The 16406-nt window shown below is 69.1% G+C and carries 17 protein-coding genes; 4 read left to right on the top strand and 13 right to left on the bottom strand.

All coding sequences use genetic code 11. The features are described 5' to 3' along the window. Positions 1–75: 75 nt before the first annotated feature. The 6 genes from PQB87_RS23060 to PQB87_RS23035 all read right to left on the bottom strand — a co-directional run bounded on the left by PQB87_RS23060 (position 76) and on the right by PQB87_RS23035 (position 6702). Positions 76–765 (bottom strand): cell envelope integrity protein TolA, encoded by a 690-nt coding sequence (locus PQB87_RS23060; protein WP_244111493.1) that lies wholly within the window; start codon positions 763–765, stop codon positions 76–78. 10 nt (positions 766–775) lie between these two features. After that, positions 776–1186, bottom strand: coding sequence for an ExbD/TolR family protein (locus PQB87_RS23055; protein WP_175829867.1), 411 nt, complete (start codon positions 1184–1186; stop codon positions 776–778). Positions 1187–1210: 24 nt separating this feature from the next. Next, positions 1211–3016, bottom strand: coding sequence for a DUF2341 domain-containing protein (locus PQB87_RS23050; RefSeq protein ID WP_489243944.1), 1806 nt, complete (start codon positions 3014–3016; stop codon positions 1211–1213). A 65-nt stretch (positions 3017–3081) separates the two neighbouring features. Continuing rightward, positions 3082–4734 (bottom strand): ShlB/FhaC/HecB family hemolysin secretion/activation protein, encoded by a 1653-nt coding sequence (locus PQB87_RS23045; protein WP_226144168.1) that lies wholly within the window; start codon positions 4732–4734, stop codon positions 3082–3084. Positions 4735–4885: 151 nt separating this feature from the next. After that, the gene (gene cysC / locus PQB87_RS23040) at positions 4886–5434 is read right to left on the bottom strand and encodes an adenylyl-sulfate kinase (RefSeq protein WP_489243943.1); all 549 of its coding nucleotides are present in this window, start codon (positions 5432–5434) and stop codon (positions 4886–4888) included. A gap of 101 nt (positions 5435–5535) precedes the next feature. Further along, positions 5536–6702: a TIGR03032 family protein gene (locus tag PQB87_RS23035; RefSeq protein ID WP_489243942.1), complete on the bottom strand. Its 1167-nt coding sequence runs from the start codon at positions 6700–6702 to the stop codon at positions 5536–5538. A 618-nt stretch (positions 6703–7320) separates the two neighbouring features. Here PQB87_RS23035 and PQB87_RS23030 point away from each other — a divergent pair. Together PQB87_RS23030 and gspK are read left to right on the top strand one after the other, a co-directional pair. Beyond that, positions 7321–7884: a hypothetical protein gene (locus PQB87_RS23030; protein ID WP_060061444.1), complete on the top strand. Its 564-nt coding sequence runs from the start codon at positions 7321–7323 to the stop codon at positions 7882–7884. A 32-nt stretch (positions 7885–7916) separates the two neighbouring features. After that, complete coding sequence (gene gspK / locus PQB87_RS23025) at positions 7917–8912, top strand: type II secretion system minor pseudopilin GspK (RefSeq protein ID WP_489243940.1); 996 nt, start codon at positions 7917–7919, stop codon at positions 8910–8912. 67 nt (positions 8913–8979) lie between these two features. Here the strand turns inward: gspK and PQB87_RS23020 are convergent, their stop codons facing one another. Next, complete coding sequence (locus tag PQB87_RS23020) at positions 8980–10614, bottom strand: type II toxin-antitoxin system Phd/YefM family antitoxin (protein ID WP_489243938.1); 1635 nt, start codon at positions 10612–10614, stop codon at positions 8980–8982. A 182-nt stretch (positions 10615–10796) separates the two neighbouring features. Here PQB87_RS23020 and PQB87_RS23015 point away from each other — a divergent pair, with 182 nt between their 5' ends. After that, the gene (locus PQB87_RS23015) at positions 10797–11621 is read left to right on the top strand and encodes a hypothetical protein (protein ID WP_489243937.1); all 825 of its coding nucleotides are present in this window, start codon (positions 10797–10799) and stop codon (positions 11619–11621) included. 275 nt (positions 11622–11896) lie between these two features. Here PQB87_RS23015 and PQB87_RS23010 read toward each other — a convergent pair whose 3' ends face one another. From PQB87_RS23010 to gspG, 6 genes are all read right to left on the bottom strand, one after another. After that, positions 11897–12148, bottom strand: coding sequence for a FecR/PupR family sigma factor regulator (locus PQB87_RS23010; protein ID WP_226127149.1), 252 nt, complete (start codon positions 12146–12148; stop codon positions 11897–11899). Positions 12149–12406: 258 nt separating this feature from the next. Next, positions 12407–13402, bottom strand: coding sequence for a FecR family protein (locus PQB87_RS23005; protein ID WP_048022651.1), 996 nt, complete (start codon positions 13400–13402; stop codon positions 12407–12409). A gap of 11 nt (positions 13403–13413) precedes the next feature. After that, a complete protein-coding gene (locus PQB87_RS23000; protein ID WP_011354683.1) occupies positions 13414–13962 on the bottom strand; it encodes an RNA polymerase sigma factor in 549 nt (182 codons plus the stop codon). A gap of 6 nt (positions 13963–13968) precedes the next feature. Next, entirely contained in the window at positions 13969–14715 is a 747-nt protein-coding gene (locus PQB87_RS22995; protein WP_059686046.1) for a secretin and TonB N-terminal domain-containing protein, read from the bottom strand. A 182-nt stretch (positions 14716–14897) separates the two neighbouring features. Further along, the gene (locus PQB87_RS22990; RefSeq protein ID WP_226127150.1) at positions 14898–15395 is read right to left on the bottom strand and encodes a GspH/FimT family pseudopilin; all 498 of its coding nucleotides are present in this window, start codon (positions 15393–15395) and stop codon (positions 14898–14900) included. Between the two features lie 10 nt (positions 15396–15405). Further along, positions 15406–15831, bottom strand: coding sequence for a type II secretion system major pseudopilin GspG (gene gspG / locus PQB87_RS22985; protein WP_111942971.1), 426 nt, complete (start codon positions 15829–15831; stop codon positions 15406–15408). A 118-nt stretch (positions 15832–15949) separates the two neighbouring features. Here gspG and PQB87_RS22980 point away from each other — a divergent pair, with 118 nt between their 5' ends. Next, the gene (locus PQB87_RS22980; RefSeq protein WP_059686044.1) at positions 15950–16396 is read left to right on the top strand and encodes a general secretion pathway protein GspC; all 447 of its coding nucleotides are present in this window, start codon (positions 15950–15952) and stop codon (positions 16394–16396) included. The last annotated feature ends 10 nt before the right edge of the window (positions 16397–16406 follow it).

Below are 16406 nucleotides of genomic sequence, written 5' to 3'. Positions count from 1 at the left end.
TCCGCGTATCTACTGTATTTTCCTTGGCACAGCCCTCTCGCCGGACCCGCCCCGTGATTCCCGTACCGCCCTCATCTAGCTCCGTCCGGTCAGAGTCACCCACTTCGGATAGCGCACGCCGGGAGGCGGTGGTTCGTCGATCTTGCCGATCGACTCGATCGACGCAACGATCGCTGCATCCAGCCTCGGATCGCCGGTCGATTGCGTAATGTCGACCTTCGTGATGTGCCCGGCTGGGTCCAGCCACAGATTCAGGCGGACCGTATATCGACTTCCGCCGGCCTCTTGCACGCGCTTGTCCTGCTGAACCGCGCGCTGGAAAACATTGCTGAGATACTGCGAGTAACCGTCACTGCCAAACGCCCCGCCGCCCCCGCCGCTGCCGACCATCCCCGAGCCATCGCCCGCGCCGATGCCGAAGTTGTCGGTGCCCGCCTGCGCATCGGCATTCATCGTCATCTGCTTCGGCTGGTTGTCCGACGGCTTCGGCGCCTCGGACGGCTTCGGCGCGATCGTCGGCCGCTCGACCGGCGTCTTGACCTCTTCCTTCACCTTCTCGGGCGGCGGCTTCTGTTTCGGCGGCGGCGGGGGCGGCGGCAGCGGGATCACCGTCGTCACCTGCGGCGCGCTCACGCGCTTCACGCCCGCGGTATCGCCCGCGAAATGCCAGATCAGCGCGGCCACGCCCGCGAGCACCAGCGCGATCGCAACGGGCTTCACGTAGCGGCCGGGGCCCTTGTCCGGCGGGCCGCCGTTGTAGGTCATCTCCATCGCGTCAGCCGCCCTGCTTCGCCTTGCCGGTCACCAGGCCGACCTGCGACAGGTCGAGGCGGCGCAGCAGGTCGAGCACGTCCATCACCTTCTGGTACTGCACGGCCGCGTCGCCCTTCAGCACGATCGGGAAATCCGGATTGGTCGCCTTCTCGGTGCGCAGCCGGCTTTCGAGCTCGTCCATCGTCACCGGGTACGCGTCGAGGAACACCTGCCCCGAATCGGCGACCGTGATCGCCTTCGTCTTCGGCTTCGCGAGACTCGCGGACGAGCTCGCCTTCGGCAGATCGACCTTGATGCCCTGCACCGACGCGGTCGTCATGATGATGAAGATGATCAGCAGCACGTACGCGAGGTCGAGCATCGGCGTGATGTTGATGTCGTCGTACGGCTTGTCGTCGTCCTGAACCTGCATGGTGGTCTCCTGCGTGCGATGCGGTCAGTCGGCCAGCACCGCGTGGTCGGGCGCGCGGTGCGCTTCGGCGAGGCGCGTGACGAATTCGTCGACGAACACCTGCATGTTCGCGGTCACGTTCTTGTTGCGGATCAGCAGGTAGTTGTAGCCGAACAGCGCGGGGATCGCGACGAACAGCCCCGTGACGGTGGCGAGCAGCGCGGCCGCGATACCCGGCGCGATCGCGTTCACGTTGACGTCGCCGGCCGCCGCGATCGCCGCGAACGTGATCATCACGCCGACCACCGTGCCCAGCAGCCCGAGGAACGGGCCGCCCGAGATCGCGATCGTCAGCAGCACCATCGACTTCGACAGCCGCTGGTTTTCGCGCACGAGCGTCGCATCCATCGACGCGCGGATCGCCTCGATCGATTCGGACGTGATCACCGTGCGGCCGTTGCCGTCCACGCGGCTGTGGATTTCATGCACGCCGGCCTTGTACAGCCGGTACAGCGACGACTGGTACAGCCGGCGGCCGTCGGCGCTCGCTTCGTCGACATGCGCGAGACCGACCAGGTGGCGGCCCGCCACTTCGCGGAAACGCTGCACGAAATACTGGTTCGCCTTGTCGACGGTGCCGACGTAGCGCGCCTTGGTCCACATCACGATCCACGACACGAGCGCCATGCCGAGCAGGATCGTGATGACGACCCACGCGTCGACGGTCACCGACTGCACGATCACGCCGAAATAGCCGAAGCCGAAGCCCGACTGCTTCTCGTCCGCGCCATACGCGACGAGCTTCGATTCCGAGCCCTGCGCGAGCGCGTCGACCGCGATCGCGGCCGGCGAGCGCGCGATCTTCGACAGGCGCAGCTCGTCGAGCGCGCCCGCATACGCGGCGAACCCGGCCGGCGCGCCCGGCGCGTCCGCCGCGACCGTCGCCGCGCCGGTCAACGCGGGCAGCGTCGCCGCGACTTGCGCGGCCTGCTTGCCGTTCACGTAGACGGTGAGGTTCTTGCCGTCGGCCGTGACCGCGAGATAGGTCCACTGGTTCGCGGCGACCGGCGAGGCGGCCGGCGTGCGCACCGGTGCCGGATTGCCGGCTGCGCCCTGGACTTCCGCGAACGGCACGCCGTTGTCGAGGCCGACCAGCAGCGCATTCGCGCCATCGCGGCGGCTGTAGAGCAGCGTGTTCGGCGCCAGCGCCGACGGCTTCACCCACGCACTGAACGTGAAGCTGCCGCCGGCCGCCACATTCAGCGATGCGCTTGCCGGCAACGTCAGCGACCCCGTACCGTCGAAGCGCGCACCCTTGCCGACGATGCCGTCCTCGACCGTGCGGAACGACGCGTTCGGCGCGTGGTTGCCGTATGCGGTCAGGTCCTTCGGCGGCGTACCCGCCGCACCGTTGAAGTGGTAGACGAGCGTGTAGTCGGCATCGAACGTCTCGGCCGGCTTGCTGCCGTCGGGCGCCTTCTTGTTGCCGTAGTACATCCAGATCGACTCCGCGGCGCCGGCCGGCATCTTCGGCACGTCGACCCAGATCAGCGCGACACCGAGCACCGGATCGTATTGCTCGACGTGGTAGTTCAGCGGCGTCTTGTCGTCACCGGCGACGAAGCGGATGTCGGCGCCGTTGTCGGCCAGCCCGTCGAACTGGAAATTGCCCGAGTGCAGGCGGATCAGCAGCGGCACGCGGCCGGCCGACTCCGCGAGGTTCGCGCCTTTCGCGCTCGCGTCGATCGTGATCGCCTTCCGGTACGACCAGTCGTTCTGCCACCATGCGTTCGCGATGCCGGGCAGCACGCCGAGCATCACTGCCAACAGGAAAACCAAGACTCGCTTCACGATCCACTCCCCGAATGTGCGGGCGCCGCGCTCGTCGCATCGCCCCGGCACGATCAAAAAAACCGTCAGAACCCCAGCCTTACGAAGAAATCGAACCGCGGGCTGTACTGCCGCGTATAGACGCCCGCCTTCAATGGCCAGCCGGCCTCGAAATCCGCGCTCGCATACTTCATGATCTGCACCCGCGTGCCGACGCCGACACTCATCAGGTTGAAGCGCGCCGTCTGCTCCGGCAGCGGGCTCAGCAGCCACAGGTGCGCCGCGTCGAAGAACGCGTGGAAGCGCCACTCGTTCACGCGGCTGCCGACCGCGCCGCCGAGCCATTTCGCGAGCGACGGGCTGCGCAGCTCGAGCGACGCGATCACGCCGCTGTCGGCCGTGTCCTCGGCCTGCATGTAGCCGCGCACGCTGTTCATCCCGCCCGCGGCGAACTGCTCGCTCGACACGAGCGGCGAGTTCGAGATCTGGGCGTTCACGTGCGCGTTGGCCTGCATGTCGTTCGCGAAGCGCTGCGTGTGGTTCACGTCGAACTTGCCGTACACGAAATCGGGCGTCGCGTTGTAGCGCTTGTTGTCCCATGCGCCCCAGTCGCTGCCGAGGCCGCGGATGTTCGTCGTCAGCGACGCGGAGAACGACGTCTGCGAGTTCTTCAGGCTCAACTGGCCGTTGTACGACAGCGTCACCGGCACGTAGGTGAGCGGCGCCGTCGAGCCGCCCTGCCCCGGCAGCGACACGTCCTCGTCGTAATGCTTGCGATCGATCTCGATGCTGACCGAATGCGCGTAGGTCTCCGTCGCCGGCAGCGAATAGATCGCGGTGAAGCCGTAGGTGGTGCCCTTGCCCAGCACGTTGGTGTTGCCGACCGACGCGACGTTGCTGTCCGAATGCACGACGGTCGCGAGGAAGCTCCAGCGCGAATCCTTGATCGGCGCGAGATACGAGAACGCGTAGACACGCGCATCGTTCGGATGCTGCGGCGCGATCACGTAGGTGCCGGAAATCACGTGGCCGAGCTGCCACAGATTCGAATAGCTGAGGCTCGCGGTCGTGCGCAGCGTCGACGTGCCCGGGCTGTTGTCGTTGTTCAGTTCGAGCGAGCCGTGCAGCGGGCTGTGATCGTCGACCTTCAGGTCGACGTCGACCGTCTGCGGCAACGCGCCCGGCTTGAGGACCGGAATCACCTGGCGGTCCGCCGAGCGGTTCAGGTCGGTGAGCTGCTGCTGGGCCTGGTTGAAATCGGGCACCCGGCCTTCGGCGAGCGCGGGCACCGCGTCGCGGATGTTCTGCGGCGAGTTGTATTTCGCGCCGTCCACGCGCAGGCGCCCGACCTTCGCCTCGGTCACCTGCAGCAGGATCACGCCGTTCTTCACCTGCTGCTGCGGCAGCTCGACGACGACCGACTGGTAGCCGCGATCCTGGTATGCCTTCTGCAACGCGTCACGTGCCGCGTTCACGTCGGCGAGCGTGCGGCCCGGCCCTTCGAACGGATACACGGCCTTCTCGATCTCGAGCGTCGGCAACGTCGTGTTGCCACGCACCACGAAGGCATTCACGTCGAACGACTGCGGCGCGGCCGGTGCCGCCTTCGCGGCCGGCACGGCTTCCTGCGCATGAACGCCCGGTGCGAGGCCCACCCCTCCGGCCAGCACGACGCCCGCCAGGCATCGGCAGTTCAGCCGCCATCGTTCGCGTGACTTGCGGTCTACTCTCGGCGGCATGCGCCATTCCCCTTTGTTGTTCCGGATCGAAGCGAAGCCGTCGCGAACTGCCGCCCGCTCCGCTATCAGTTGCCTGTTTCACTTTGATGACGATTTATTCGTCATCCTTAGCATGAATCGCGAAATACTATTTCCGGCTATCGATCCAGTCTCAGCCGTGCCGCATCGGCGACGCCTGCGCATCGGCCGCACCACCGAACTGCGCGATGGCGAACCGCATCAGCGTGTCGACGCACATCGCAAGCGACGCGCGGCCGGTGTCGATCGTGAGATCGGCTTCGACCGGTGGCTCGTACGGCGCCGAAACACCGGTGAATTCCGGCAGCACGCCGCGCCGCGCCTTCGCATACAGCCCTTTCGGATCCCGCGCCTCGCAGCAGGCGAGCGGCGTGCTCACATACACTTCACGGAATGCCGGCCCGACGATCGCTCTCGCGGCATCGCGCATCGCCGCGAGCGGCGAAATGACCGCGACGATCGCAAGCGCGCCCGATTCGCTCGTCAGTGCCGCGACTTCGGCGATGCGCCGCACGTTCTCGAAACGGTCCTGCACCGTAAAGCCGAGATCCCGATTCAGCCCCGTCCGCAGCCGGTCGCCGTCGAGCACCACCGGATGCACGGATCGGTCGCGCAGTTGCGCCGCCACCGCATCGGCCAGCGTCGTCTTGCCCGCGCCCGACAGCCCCGTGAGCCACAACACCCCGCCGGCCCGCGGCGACGCTCTCCCCCCTGCGCACGCTCCGTCTACCGATAAGGACGAAACGACGCCGGGAAACCCGCAACGATCGATCGTCATCACGCCTACTCCACCGCGTTCGCGGGTTCATCGTCCTCGCGCGGACGCGTCTGCCAGAAGCCGCCCTGCATCGTCACGATCGACGGCGTCTCGGCCCATTGATGCGGGCTGAGGATTTCGGCACGTCGCACGTTCGGGATCACCTGCACGTCGAAGATCTCGTCGACGCCGTTGAAGAACTGCAGGATGCCGAGCACGTCGCCGGTGCGCGCGTCGAGCGCGGCGACACCCGCGACCAGCACATCCGGTTCGCTTTCGATCGGCAACCCCTGCGGACCGCGTTTGTCGCGCAGCTTCGACAGCCCGACGAACAGCACGCCGCCGTACTCGGCGAGACCGTGCGTGAAGCCCGGCAGCTTCGCGAGCACGCGCCGCGCGCCGGACTGCGGATCGATCTGCAGCACGTGGCCGCGACCGCCTTCGAGCACATGCAGCCGCCCGCCGATCACACGCGGCGAATGCGGCATCGACAGTCCCGACGCGACGACCCGGCCGGACGGCACCTCCATCACGATGCCGCTGCCGGCCATGCCGCTCCGCCAGCCGAACGGCTCGTTGCTCATGCCGAGCGCGGTCACGAACCGCACCTTGCCGTCGGCGAACGCCATGCCGTTCAGGTGGCAACGATCGTCGGGCATGGTCTCCGTCACGAACGGCGGCTGCCAGATCGGCGTGAAATTGAAATAACCGTCGATCACGCTGATGCACGAGTAGCGCGTGTTGACCGCGAGCAGCACGTGCTTGTCGAACGCCATGTCGTGCAGGTCGAGATCGCCGGTGTAGTACGACATGCGCGGCACGAACATCGCGTCGTAATGATCCGGGCGGAGCGGATAGCGCGGCGCGAGTGTCGACACGTTGGCGAACACCATCAGCTCGTGCATCGTCGCGACCGCGAGCCGGTTGCCCGACACGGCCATCCCCATCGAGCGCGGCAACAGGCACGCGGACAGCGTGGGCACACCGTCGTCGACGCCGATCACGGCCACGCCGGACGGGCGGCGGCTCACGGCCAGCGAGCACCCGAGCGCCTCGAGCACCTGCAGGAAGCGCCCCGTGTCGCGCAGGTTGATGACCGGCGACAGCGCTTCCGCCTGCCGCGCCGATACGTCGTCCGTCGGCGCGCCGCTCTCGCCGGCCGGCCGGGTTTCCTCGAACTGTTCCACTGTCATGCACCTGTCGGCTTCACGCCGCCTGATGAGAAAAAATGCGCGCGTCCGCGTGTTCCCGCGCGCCGGTCGCGGACGGGGCCGCATACGGCACACCGAGTCGCAGCTCCCACCTACCTAGACGGAACAAAGCGCGCATTGCCGCAATGTTTTTTTGCGTGACGTCGACCGGTCCGCCGGCACGGGCAGGCGGTCGACGCAAGCGGCCTGCAATGCGCGCGCAGCCGCGCCCTCGCGCAAGACTCGCGAGACGCAGCGCATGACCTTGCGTGGCCCCCGTTTCGTGTACGTGTCGTCGTCCGGTCTCCTGCGGCGCGTCAGCGTGCCACCATTGCGCGCGGACGACCGGAAAACGTGTCGCCGTCTGGCCGGCCCGCGCGAAAACGCGACTTGCCGGCGTGCGGCCCGACAATCCTCGGGTTTCAACCGGGAAGTTTTTGTGACATTCCGCTGAAGATATTCACGAAACGCTCGTGAAACACGGCACGGGATCGCCGGGACCGTTTACGGCGCATCGCCGCATCGCGACGCACGCAACGGCACGCACGAAATCCTGCGGCTTGCGCGCGCCCGCTTCGTCCTAGCTATTGAGAACGAAACACGTCAACGACAGGACACTCCATGTCATTCGCCACGATGCTCGTACGGTGGCTCGCCGGGCGGTTGTCCGGCGCCGCCGGAATGCCCGGCCGGCCGCTGCCGCCCGCCGCTCATGTCGCGCCGCATCCGCCGCTGCGCTGGCGCACGCCGTGGCTCGCGTGGCAGTTGCTGTCGTGGTCCGCGCTCACGCTGCTCGCGCCGCCGATCTGGACGATCGGCACGCTGCTGCTGATCAATCCGTCGAGCGACCAGCCGCTGTTCTGGGCGCTCGCGATGGCGATCGTGCCCGTCGCGAACGGGGTCGCGATCGTCGCGACGAACCAGCGCCATCACCGCACGCCGTTCACGCGGCGCCCGGCGGTCGCGGCGCACATGTTCGCGGTCTCGATGGCCGTCGGCTGCGCGCTGTTCGTGCTGCTGCTGTGGCGGTCGCACGCGATCGCCGGCCTCGTCGGCCCGCTTGCCGACGACGGCATGCGTCCCGCGACGCTCGCATGCTGGGTCGCGGGGCTGGCCGCGCTGTTCGGCGTCGCGTCATCCGCGCATGCGAGCATCGCGCATGCATGGCTGGCGTTCGAGGTGTGAGCGCGCCGCGCCGACACTGCGGGGGCACGCGGATGCATCGATACGGAAAAGACAGAACGGCGCACGCGCGACGCGAACGCGGCATCGCGATCGTGACGGTGCTGCTCGTCGTCGCGCTGGCGGCCACGCTCGCGGCGAGCGTGCTGTGGCGCCAGCAGGTCGCGACGCGCGACGTCGAGAACCAGCGGCTCGCGACGCAGACGATGTGGATCGAGCGCGCCGCGGTCGAATGGGCACGCGCGACGCTGCGCGCACAAAGCGCGACGTCGAACGTCACGTTCGCCGGCCAGACGTGGTCGGCACCGGTTGCCGACGTGCCGCTCTCGGACCTGTTGCCGTCCGACGCGCTAACGGTCAACGCCGAGCTGTCGCGCGCGTGGATCTCGGGCAGCGTCGAGGATGCGCAGGCGCGCTTCAACCTGACGAACCTCGTGTCGCGCGCCGCGCCCGGCAAGCCGTGGCAGTCCAACGGCGAAGGCGTGCTGGCGTACCGGCGCCTGCTCGGGCAGCTGTCGCTCGACCCGGCGCTCGCGCAACCGACGGCCGACTACATGCTGCGCTCGCTGCGCGACACGAACGGCCCGGGCGGCTGGCCGCTGCAGCTCGTGTCCGTCGACGATCTCGCACGCATTCCCGGCTACGACGCGCATGCGGTCGCAGCGCTCGCGCCGTTCGTCACGATCCTGCCCGACCTGACCGTCGTCAACGCGAACACCGCGGCCGAACCCGTGCTCGTCGCCGCGATTCCGACGCTGTCGGCGAGCCAGGCCAGGCGGCTCGTCGACCGGCGCGCCACCGCCTACTTCGTCAGCACCGGCGACATCGCCGAATACCTGTTGCCCGCGCAGGGCGGCAACCCGACGCTGCCGGACGGCTCCGCCGTGGGCGTGAACAGCGGCTATTTCATCGTGCACTGCCGCGTGCATTCGGCGCGGATCAACGCACGCATCGACACGCTGATCGCGCGCTACGGCAGCGGCAATTTCGCGTGGACGTCGGTCATCTGGGTGCGGCGGCTGACGAGCTGAAGCCGGGGGCGGCACGCGCCGGCGCGATGAACGGCAAGCCGGGCCGGCAACGTGCGGCCGGCGCCCGCTAATTCAACGGCGATTCGCTCAGCGTCACCGGGCGCAGGCCCGGCGACGCGGCCGCATCGAACGACAGCCGCGTGAAGCTCGTCTCGCGCACTTCGCCGAGCAGCCGGTTCCAGTCGTCGATCGACACGAGCAGCGCGATCGGCCGGTTGTACTTGGTGACCATCACGAGCGCCTCGCCCGCGTGCCGCAGCGCCTTCGACGGATTGCTGCTGAAGTCGCGCGTCGCCATTGCGATCGTGCGCAGGCTGAACACGTTCGCGGCCGGATCGTCGCCGTCGTCGTGCATCAGGCGCTCGAGCGTCGCCGCCCGCAGCATCGCCTGCGACTTCGCGGACAGCCGGTTGTCACGGCGCCGCCGCCGCTCGCTGCGCGGGTCGACGTGCGCGGCAAGCATCCGCACGATCTGGCCGAGCGCCGTCGCGGGCAACTGGTCGTAACGCTGCCACCAGTCCGGCGGCAGCGCGATCATCATGCCCGCGTAGGTGGCCGCCACGCCGTCGGCGATCAACGACGGCAGGCGCTCGACGTCACGCGCGTCGAGATCGAGCGTGCCGCCGACGACGCGCGTCATCACGCTGAACGCGTTGTAGGCAATCGCGGCGATCCCGCTCGCCAGCAGCGCCGCCCGCGCGGGCACGGCGCCGAACGGCGCGCCGCCCGCGACGGGCTCGAGCGCCAGCGGCAACGCGTCACGCCAGCGCCGGCACGACAGTGCAACGACCTGCGGCGCGTCGAACCGCCCGGCCGGCAGATCGGTCAACAGCGTGACGATGTCGCCGGGTGCCGCCGCGCCGTGCCATTCGATCCGCCGAAACGCGCCCGACACCCCGCCTTCGCCGGCCATCCCGACGGATTGTTCGCGCACGCGCCCGGCGCCGAACACGCCCGCTTCCCGCCAGTCGCCAAGCGGCCGGCACGCCGCCGGGCAGGCGTATTCGCGCAGCACGAGCGCACCGCCGCGACGCGGCCAGCCGGACAGGATCGCATCCGTATCGAAGCGCCCGTCGACGATCCACAGCTCGCCCGGTCGAACCGTTTCCAGCAGCGCGCCGACGAATGCACGCTCGTGCGACCGACCCCGCTCGCACGGCAGCAGGTCGACGATCATCCCGAGATCCGGATCGTAGACCGGCAGGACGCGCACACCGCCCGCCGCCGCATCGCGCGCGGGGTCGTCGCACGCGCGCCCGCAGTCGCAACCGCCGGCCCGCGGCGCGCAGGCCTCGCCGGCCCCGTCCAGCACGCGCAGCCGCATCCCGTCGACTGCACGCGCACCGTCGACGCCGCGCACCGACGCGACCGGCAGCAGCAGGTCGACGCTGTCCTTTACCAGCGCGCGCCCCCAGCCGGACCGCCACCGGCTCATGCAATCGTGCAGCGCAGTCACGGCCGTACCCAACCCCGGCGCAGCAGCCGCCGCGCCATCGGACATCCGCCGGCGCGCGGCAATCGACGCGATCGCGTCGACGGCCAGGGCAAACAGCGCCTCGCGGATCGACTCGCCGTCGGGTTCGTCGCCGGCGTCCGCCGCGGCGCCGAACCAGTCGTCGTGCAGCGCGCATTGCAGCACGAGCCGCGCCATGATCGTCATCGGGCTCTGCTCGACAAAGCGTTCCACGATCGTGCGCATCATCGGGTTACCCCACATTGTCCGGTTGATCGCGCGGGCCGCCGCAACGGCACGCGCACGCGTGCGTCGCGATGCGTTCGCACTTGACGGCGCGCGGTCGACACCGCAGCATCGTGGGCGACCCGATCCGCGCGACGACGCGCCGTCGCGACGGTCCGCCCGCAATCGATGCACGAGGCACCGGCATGTACGTAGATCCCCGCGTGGCGCACGGCCGCGCCCGGTTCGACCTGAGCGGCTCCCCGCGGCTCGTCGCCGACGAGCGCCGCTGGGAAATCAGCGACGTCGTCACGCGCGGCATCGACGATTTCAAGGGCGTGCGCAACCGCCGCAACCTGCTGCGGCTGCTCGAACGCCAGATCGCGCCGAAACTCGCGCGCCTCGGGCTCGAACCGTACGTCGGTGCGCTCGGCCGGGCCGAAGGGCTGTTCGTCAATTTCTCGACGATGAGCGCCGAGCACGGGCTGCGCGAATTCCAGCTTCAGCTGACGGTGCCCGACCTCGTGCTGCGCAGCTTCGCGTCGAACGTGATCCGGCCGCACGCGGTCGCGCGCTGCATGCAGCGCAACGGCGTGATGTCGCTGGCGGAAGTCGAACATGAAACGCGCATCGCATTCGTCGCGGCACGCGTGATGCGCTCGCTCGCGCTCGCGGAAGGCTGGCGGCAGATCGGCGTGCCGACGCCGCACGGGTTGTTCGTCGGCACGCTGACCGATGCGGACGACGTCGCGATGAACACGTATTTCCGGCCCGGCGACAACGACCGGCCGTCGCGCTGGAGCGGCTTCTCGGCCGTCTTCGCGGCAATGCCGGACTGGCGCCCGGAACAGGTCCGGCACGGCGGCGAACTGCTGCAATGGATGGTCAACCATATCGTGGCCCTGCAAGAATCCGCATCGTTCGTCGAACGCTTTCCCTTTCTGCGCGAGCCGCTGCGCGATGCCGGCGATCCGCTCGACGCCGCATGGAACGGCGCACGCGCGGGCCTGCAGCCCGGGTCGCCATCCTGAATCGGGAATCCGTGTTGTCGTGACGCGGCCGGCACGTACTCGCCACGCGCGCCGCCGCCATGCGTGAACGGTGATCCGGGAGCCGTCTCCGGCCCCCGTTCCCCGGTCTCCGCTTTACCGCCCCTCCTCACGGTCCTGCTACACGGCCCCCTCGCTCTCTCATATACAAGGTCGAAGCGGGCCTGCATAACCCGCAGACTTTCTTCCGGCGCCCGTGGGTCATCGCGCGAACGCGATCGCGCACCACACCGGTGCGTGCGCGAACCGCCGCCATGTCAATGCGTGCGCGTCGACCCGCCGGGCTCCTGACGGCCGACCGCCTCCAGCAGCGCCCACATCCAGATCAGCTCGCGGACCGTGCGCGCATGCTCGTCGCTCTGCGCGCGCCAGCGCGCGAAAGCGTCGTGTTCCTGCTCCGTCGTATCGCCGGCGCGCAGCCACAGCAGCCAGCGCACCGCGCCCTCGCGGATCGCATCGGCGCGCGTATTCGCGTCGCCGGGATCCGTGTCCCGTTGCGATTCGTTCATGATCACGCCACCGCCCGAAGCTCCATCGACACACATCCCCCGCACCGCGCATCGCTGCGCGGCCGGGGCGCTTGCCACCCACGCCTCGGGTCCGACGACGTCACACCGGGCCGCCATCAAGGACAGCCCGGCGTTTGCCGGCCCTCATTGATCAAGTCGTATCGGACGGCCGTAACCCGCAGTGCGCGGACGGCCGCAAGCGACGCGAACGCGTCGCGCGCAGGGGGAAGACGGAGGAAACGAAACGCGGGAAGCCGCTCAGCTCAACAGCACGATGTTGCCGGGCAGGCGCGTGATGTGCGCGCCGTACAGGCGGCCGACCATGTCGATCACGTCGTCGAGCCGCGTGATCGGGAACTGCGCCTGCATCCGGTTCGCGCCGAGCGACGCGCGGCGCAGGATGACCTTGCCGCGCCGGTAGCGGTTGATCTCGTCGACGACGTCCGACAGCGGCACGCCGTTGAACACCAGCATGCCGCGCCGCCATGCGCTGACGGCGCCCGGATCGATCCGCGACACGGGCTGCACGCCGCGATCGTCGTAGACGACCTGATCGTCGGCGTTCAACATGCGCGCGCCGCGCGGATGCTGGAGCGCGACCGTACCGGACAGGCAGGTCACGCAGACCTGCGTGCCCGTGCGCCGCACGTTGAAGCGCGCGACGGTCGCCTGCATGCGGCCGCCGCCCGCCACCACCGTGACGGGCTGGATCGGCGTCGCGCGGCCGGCCGGCGGTGCGACCGCGTCGATCTCCGCTTCGCCGGCGACGACTTCGACGCCGTGCGCGGCGTCGCTCGCGGCCAGCACGTCGAGACGCGTCTGCGTATTCAGCTCGACCGTCACGCGCGACGACAGCGCGACGCTGCGCTGTTCGCCGGTGCCCGTGTGGTAATCGGCGGCGATATCGCCGAGCGACGGCCACAGCTGCATCGGCGGGCGTACCGCGAGCCACGACGCGCCGGCCGCGACCGCGAAACCGATGAATGCGCGCCGCCCGGTGCGCATCGTGCGCTCGCGCCTTGCAACGTTTGCCCAGGCAGCGGCCGCCCGCTCCTCGTGCGCAAGCTCGGTCGCCGCCGTGCGCAGCGAACTCCAGGTGTCGCGCAGCAGATCGGCGGCCTGCGGACGATCGGCACACCAGCGCTCGAACGCGTCGGCTTCGGCCTGGCTCGCTTCTCCCGAGCGCAGACGCAGCAGCCACGCACTCGCTTCGTCGAGTTCGTCGTGGGCAGGTTGGGCCTGGGCTTTCGTCATCGTCCTGATGCTCAAAATTTACGCGGGCCGCCTCGCGTGCCCGTGTACGGATCACCGTCTTCCTGCATGCGCTGCAGGCAGTACTTCATCGCCGCGCTCAGCTCGCTTTCGACGAGCCGCAGCGAAATGCCGAAATGCTCGGCGATCTCGCGGTTCAGCAGGCCGTCCACGCGGGCGGCCAGCAGGATCGCGCGGCGCCGCGGCGGCAGGCCGCGCAGCACGTCCTTCAGGGTCTCGACCTTGCGGCGCGCCGCCACGATCCGCTCGGGATCGGCCAGCTCGTCGGGCATCTCGAGCAGCGTCTCGACATCGTCGTCGTGCAGATGCCGCCGTTCGCGGCGATGCTGGTCGATCGCGACATTGTTCGCCATCCCGAGTATATAGGCGTCCGCGTTCGTCACCTGCGTGGAGACGTTCGCGTTCTCGAGGCGCAGCCAGGTTTCGTGCAGCGCATCGGCGGCGCCGTCCTTCGACCCCGTCACGCGTTCGAGCCGCCTGACCAGGTACGCGTAGCGCGTCGCCAGCAGATTCCGGAGCCCGGAGCGGTTGCTGTCGGACATGGCGGCCTAGCCCCGCACGGCCGGCTGCGGCGCCGGGCAACGGAAATGCACGCCGTTGCCGGCCGGCCGCAACAGGATCGTGACCGGCTGCGGCAGGTCCGCAGGCGGCGCGTCGTCCAGCTTCAGTGCGCGCAGCGCGCGCATCACCGCCGCGTCGCGGGCGGCCGAGCCGCTCGATGCCACCATGTTGACCGCCACCACCGCCCCCCTGTTGTCGATGCGCACCTGCGCGACGAGTCGATAGCTGCCCGGCACGGCCGCCGGCTGCGCACACAGTGCATCGATCAGATGCGCCTGCAGCAGGCCCGCGAACGTGCGCCGCTCGCCGGAATCGCCGATCCCGTCGATCGGCAGCGCCGCGTCCGCCGGCGTGTCGGCCGTCGCGGGCGGCGTCTCGGCGGCCGGCTGCGCGACGATGATCGCTTCGTCCGGACGCGAGAATTCCGCACGCAACCCCGTTCCCGCCAGCATCCGCGCGAGCGCATCGCGCGGCGCGAAGTCGCCCTGCACCGGCGCACTCGTGCGCCCGTCGAGCAGCGGCGCCGGCGCCAGCACGATCAGCTCGGTGAGCCGCGCGAAGTCCTGCAAGGTCTTCGCGAGCGGCTGCGCGGGCAGATCGAAATGCACCGCGCTGCCCGGCTGGCGGCCGATGGAGCCGGCCTCCTGTGCCTGTACGCCGCGCATGCACAGCACGACGAACGCGAGCCCCGCGACGAGCGCCAGGACACCGGTCGGCGCCCGTGAACGAGTCATGAATTCCTGGACGGAAGTGGAGTTGCACGCTGCCGGCGAAACGCGCTCCCCCGTGAGCGGTTCCGTCGCAAGCGAACGACAGATTGTGCGCGGGCACTGTGACAGTCAGGTGAAGCGTGCAGGGGCATGATTCAATCGCGACGCGTTCGCGCGTCGTATCCGCACCCGGTGCCACGCGTCGCTCAAGGCCGGCGCACGACGAAGTTGCCGATGCCCGTGCCGACGACGGCCATGCGCACGTCGCCGGACCACAGCGTGATCGTCACCGGCACGTCGATGCTTTCGCTGCCGAGCACCACGCGCGACGGCACTTCGCCGCCGCCGGTGTAGCGCACCGACACGCCCGTCACCGCGGTGCCCCAGCGGCGTGCGCGGTACAGGTCGTCCGTCATCGGCGCCCAGCCGCCGCTTTCGGTGCGTTGCACGAAGCGATAGCCGCCGCCGACCGGCTGCCATGCGATCGGCATCGAGCGCACCTGCGCTTCGTCGCCGGCCGATTCGAGCAGGTTCGCCAGGCGTTGCGCCTCCTCCGCCAGATCGGTGCGGCGATTGCGCGACGGCGCGAGCGTCACGACCGCGACCAGCAGCCCGACGATCACGAGCACGACGAGCATCTCCAGCAGCGTGAAGCCCGATTGACGATATCCACGCAATCGCAGCCGCATGTTCGTGCGTTTCATGGGTATGCCGTTACTGCCATGAGCCGATATCCCCATCGTTCCCCTCGCCACCCGGTTTGCCGTCCGCGCCGTAGCTGAACACGTCGATCGCGCCGTGCGCGCCCGGGTTCAGGTACTGATACGCGTTGCCCCACGGGTCCTTCGGCAACCGCTCCAGATAGCCGCCGTCCTTCCAGTTGTTCGGCACCGGATCGGTGGCCGGCTTCTGGACCAGCGCGGTCAGCCCCTGCTCCTGCGACGGATAACGACCGTTGTCGAGGCGGTACAGGTTCAGCGACTGCATCATCGTGCCGATGTCCTGCTTCGCGGCGATGCGGCGCGCCTCGTCCGGGCGGCTCATGATCTTCGGCACGATCAGCGCCGCGAGAATCCCGAGGATCGCGACCACCACCATGATCTCGATCAGCGTGAAGCCGCGTTGCGTGCGGCGACGCATGTATCCACACGACTGGCCGGCGTACGACGCCCGCGTTTCGTTGAAGCCCGTCATCATGCATTCACCCTCGCAGCAAAGAATGGAAAACGTCTTCTGTCCATTGCATCGGCCTGTCGCCATGAAACCCTTCGACCTGCTTCGCATTGCGCCTTCCCGCACCGATCTCGTACCGCTTGCGGCAACGCTCGCCGCCGCCGCGGCACTCATTGCCGTATCGCTTTGGGCCGTGCGCGTATTGAGCGCCGCCGATGCGCCGGTCGCGTCGCTTGCACCGCCGCCAGCACCGATCGACGTCGCGGCCGGCGCGCGGCTGTTCGGCGCGAAACCCGACGACGGCCGCGATGCCATCCAGCTGCTCGGCGTACTCGCCATCGATGCGCGCCGCGCCGCCGCGATCGTCAGCGTCGGCGGCGACGCATCGCGCGTCGTGTCGCTCGGCGCGGCGATCGGCGAAGCCGCGAAGCTTGCCGAGGTTCGCGCACGCTCGATCGTCGTCGATCGCAACGGCCTGCAACGCGAGATCACGTTGCCCGTCGCGGAAAAGGCCAACGCGTTCGTGCGCTGAGCCGAACCGC

The organism is Burkholderia sp. KL41 (genome assembly GCF_057005415.2).
Note: the sequence above shows the minus strand (reverse complement) of the source record. Positions and strands in the feature narration are given on the sequence as shown.

What these genes read in the sequence shown, in the direction of transcription:
- PQB87_RS23060 (WP_244111493.1), bottom strand. Translation starts at nt 765, where the DNA reads ATGACCTACAACGGCGGCCCGCCGGACAAGGGCCCCGGCCGCTACGTG.
- PQB87_RS23055 (WP_175829867.1), bottom strand. Translation starts at nt 1,186, where the DNA reads ATGCAGGTTCAGGACGACGACAAGCCGTACGACGACATCAACATCACG.
- PQB87_RS23045 (WP_226144168.1), bottom strand. Translation starts at nt 4,734, where the DNA reads ATGCCGCCGAGAGTAGACCGCAAGTCACGCGAACGATGGCGGCTGAAC.
- PQB87_RS23035 (WP_489243942.1), bottom strand. Translation starts at nt 6,702, where the DNA reads ATGACAGTGGAACAGTTCGAGGAAACCCGGCCGGCCGGCGAGAGCGGC.
- PQB87_RS23030 (WP_060061444.1), top strand. Translation starts at nt 7,321, where the DNA reads ATGTCATTCGCCACGATGCTCGTACGGTGGCTCGCCGGGCGGTTGTCC.
- gspK (WP_489243940.1), top strand. Translation starts at nt 7,917, where the DNA reads ATGCATCGATACGGAAAAGACAGAACGGCGCACGCGCGACGCGAACGC.
- PQB87_RS23020 (WP_489243938.1), bottom strand. Translation starts at nt 10,614, where the DNA reads ATGATGCGCACGATCGTGGAACGCTTTGTCGAGCAGAGCCCGATGACG.
- PQB87_RS23015 (WP_489243937.1), top strand. Translation starts at nt 10,797, where the DNA reads ATGTACGTAGATCCCCGCGTGGCGCACGGCCGCGCCCGGTTCGACCTG.
- PQB87_RS23010 (WP_226127149.1), bottom strand. Translation starts at nt 12,148, where the DNA reads ATGAACGAATCGCAACGGGACACGGATCCCGGCGACGCGAATACGCGC.
- PQB87_RS23005 (WP_048022651.1), bottom strand. Translation starts at nt 13,402, where the DNA reads ATGACGAAAGCCCAGGCCCAACCTGCCCACGACGAACTCGACGAAGCG.
- PQB87_RS23000 (WP_011354683.1), bottom strand. Translation starts at nt 13,962, where the DNA reads ATGTCCGACAGCAACCGCTCCGGGCTCCGGAATCTGCTGGCGACGCGC.
- PQB87_RS22995 (WP_059686046.1), bottom strand. Translation starts at nt 14,715, where the DNA reads ATGACTCGTTCACGGGCGCCGACCGGTGTCCTGGCGCTCGTCGCGGGG.
- PQB87_RS22990 (WP_226127150.1), bottom strand. Translation starts at nt 15,395, where the DNA reads ATGAAACGCACGAACATGCGGCTGCGATTGCGTGGATATCGTCAATCG.
- gspG (WP_111942971.1), bottom strand. Translation starts at nt 15,831, where the DNA reads ATGCGTCGCCGCACGCAACGCGGCTTCACGCTGATCGAGATCATGGTG.
- PQB87_RS22980 (WP_059686044.1), top strand. Translation starts at nt 15,950, where the DNA reads ATGAAACCCTTCGACCTGCTTCGCATTGCGCCTTCCCGCACCGATCTC.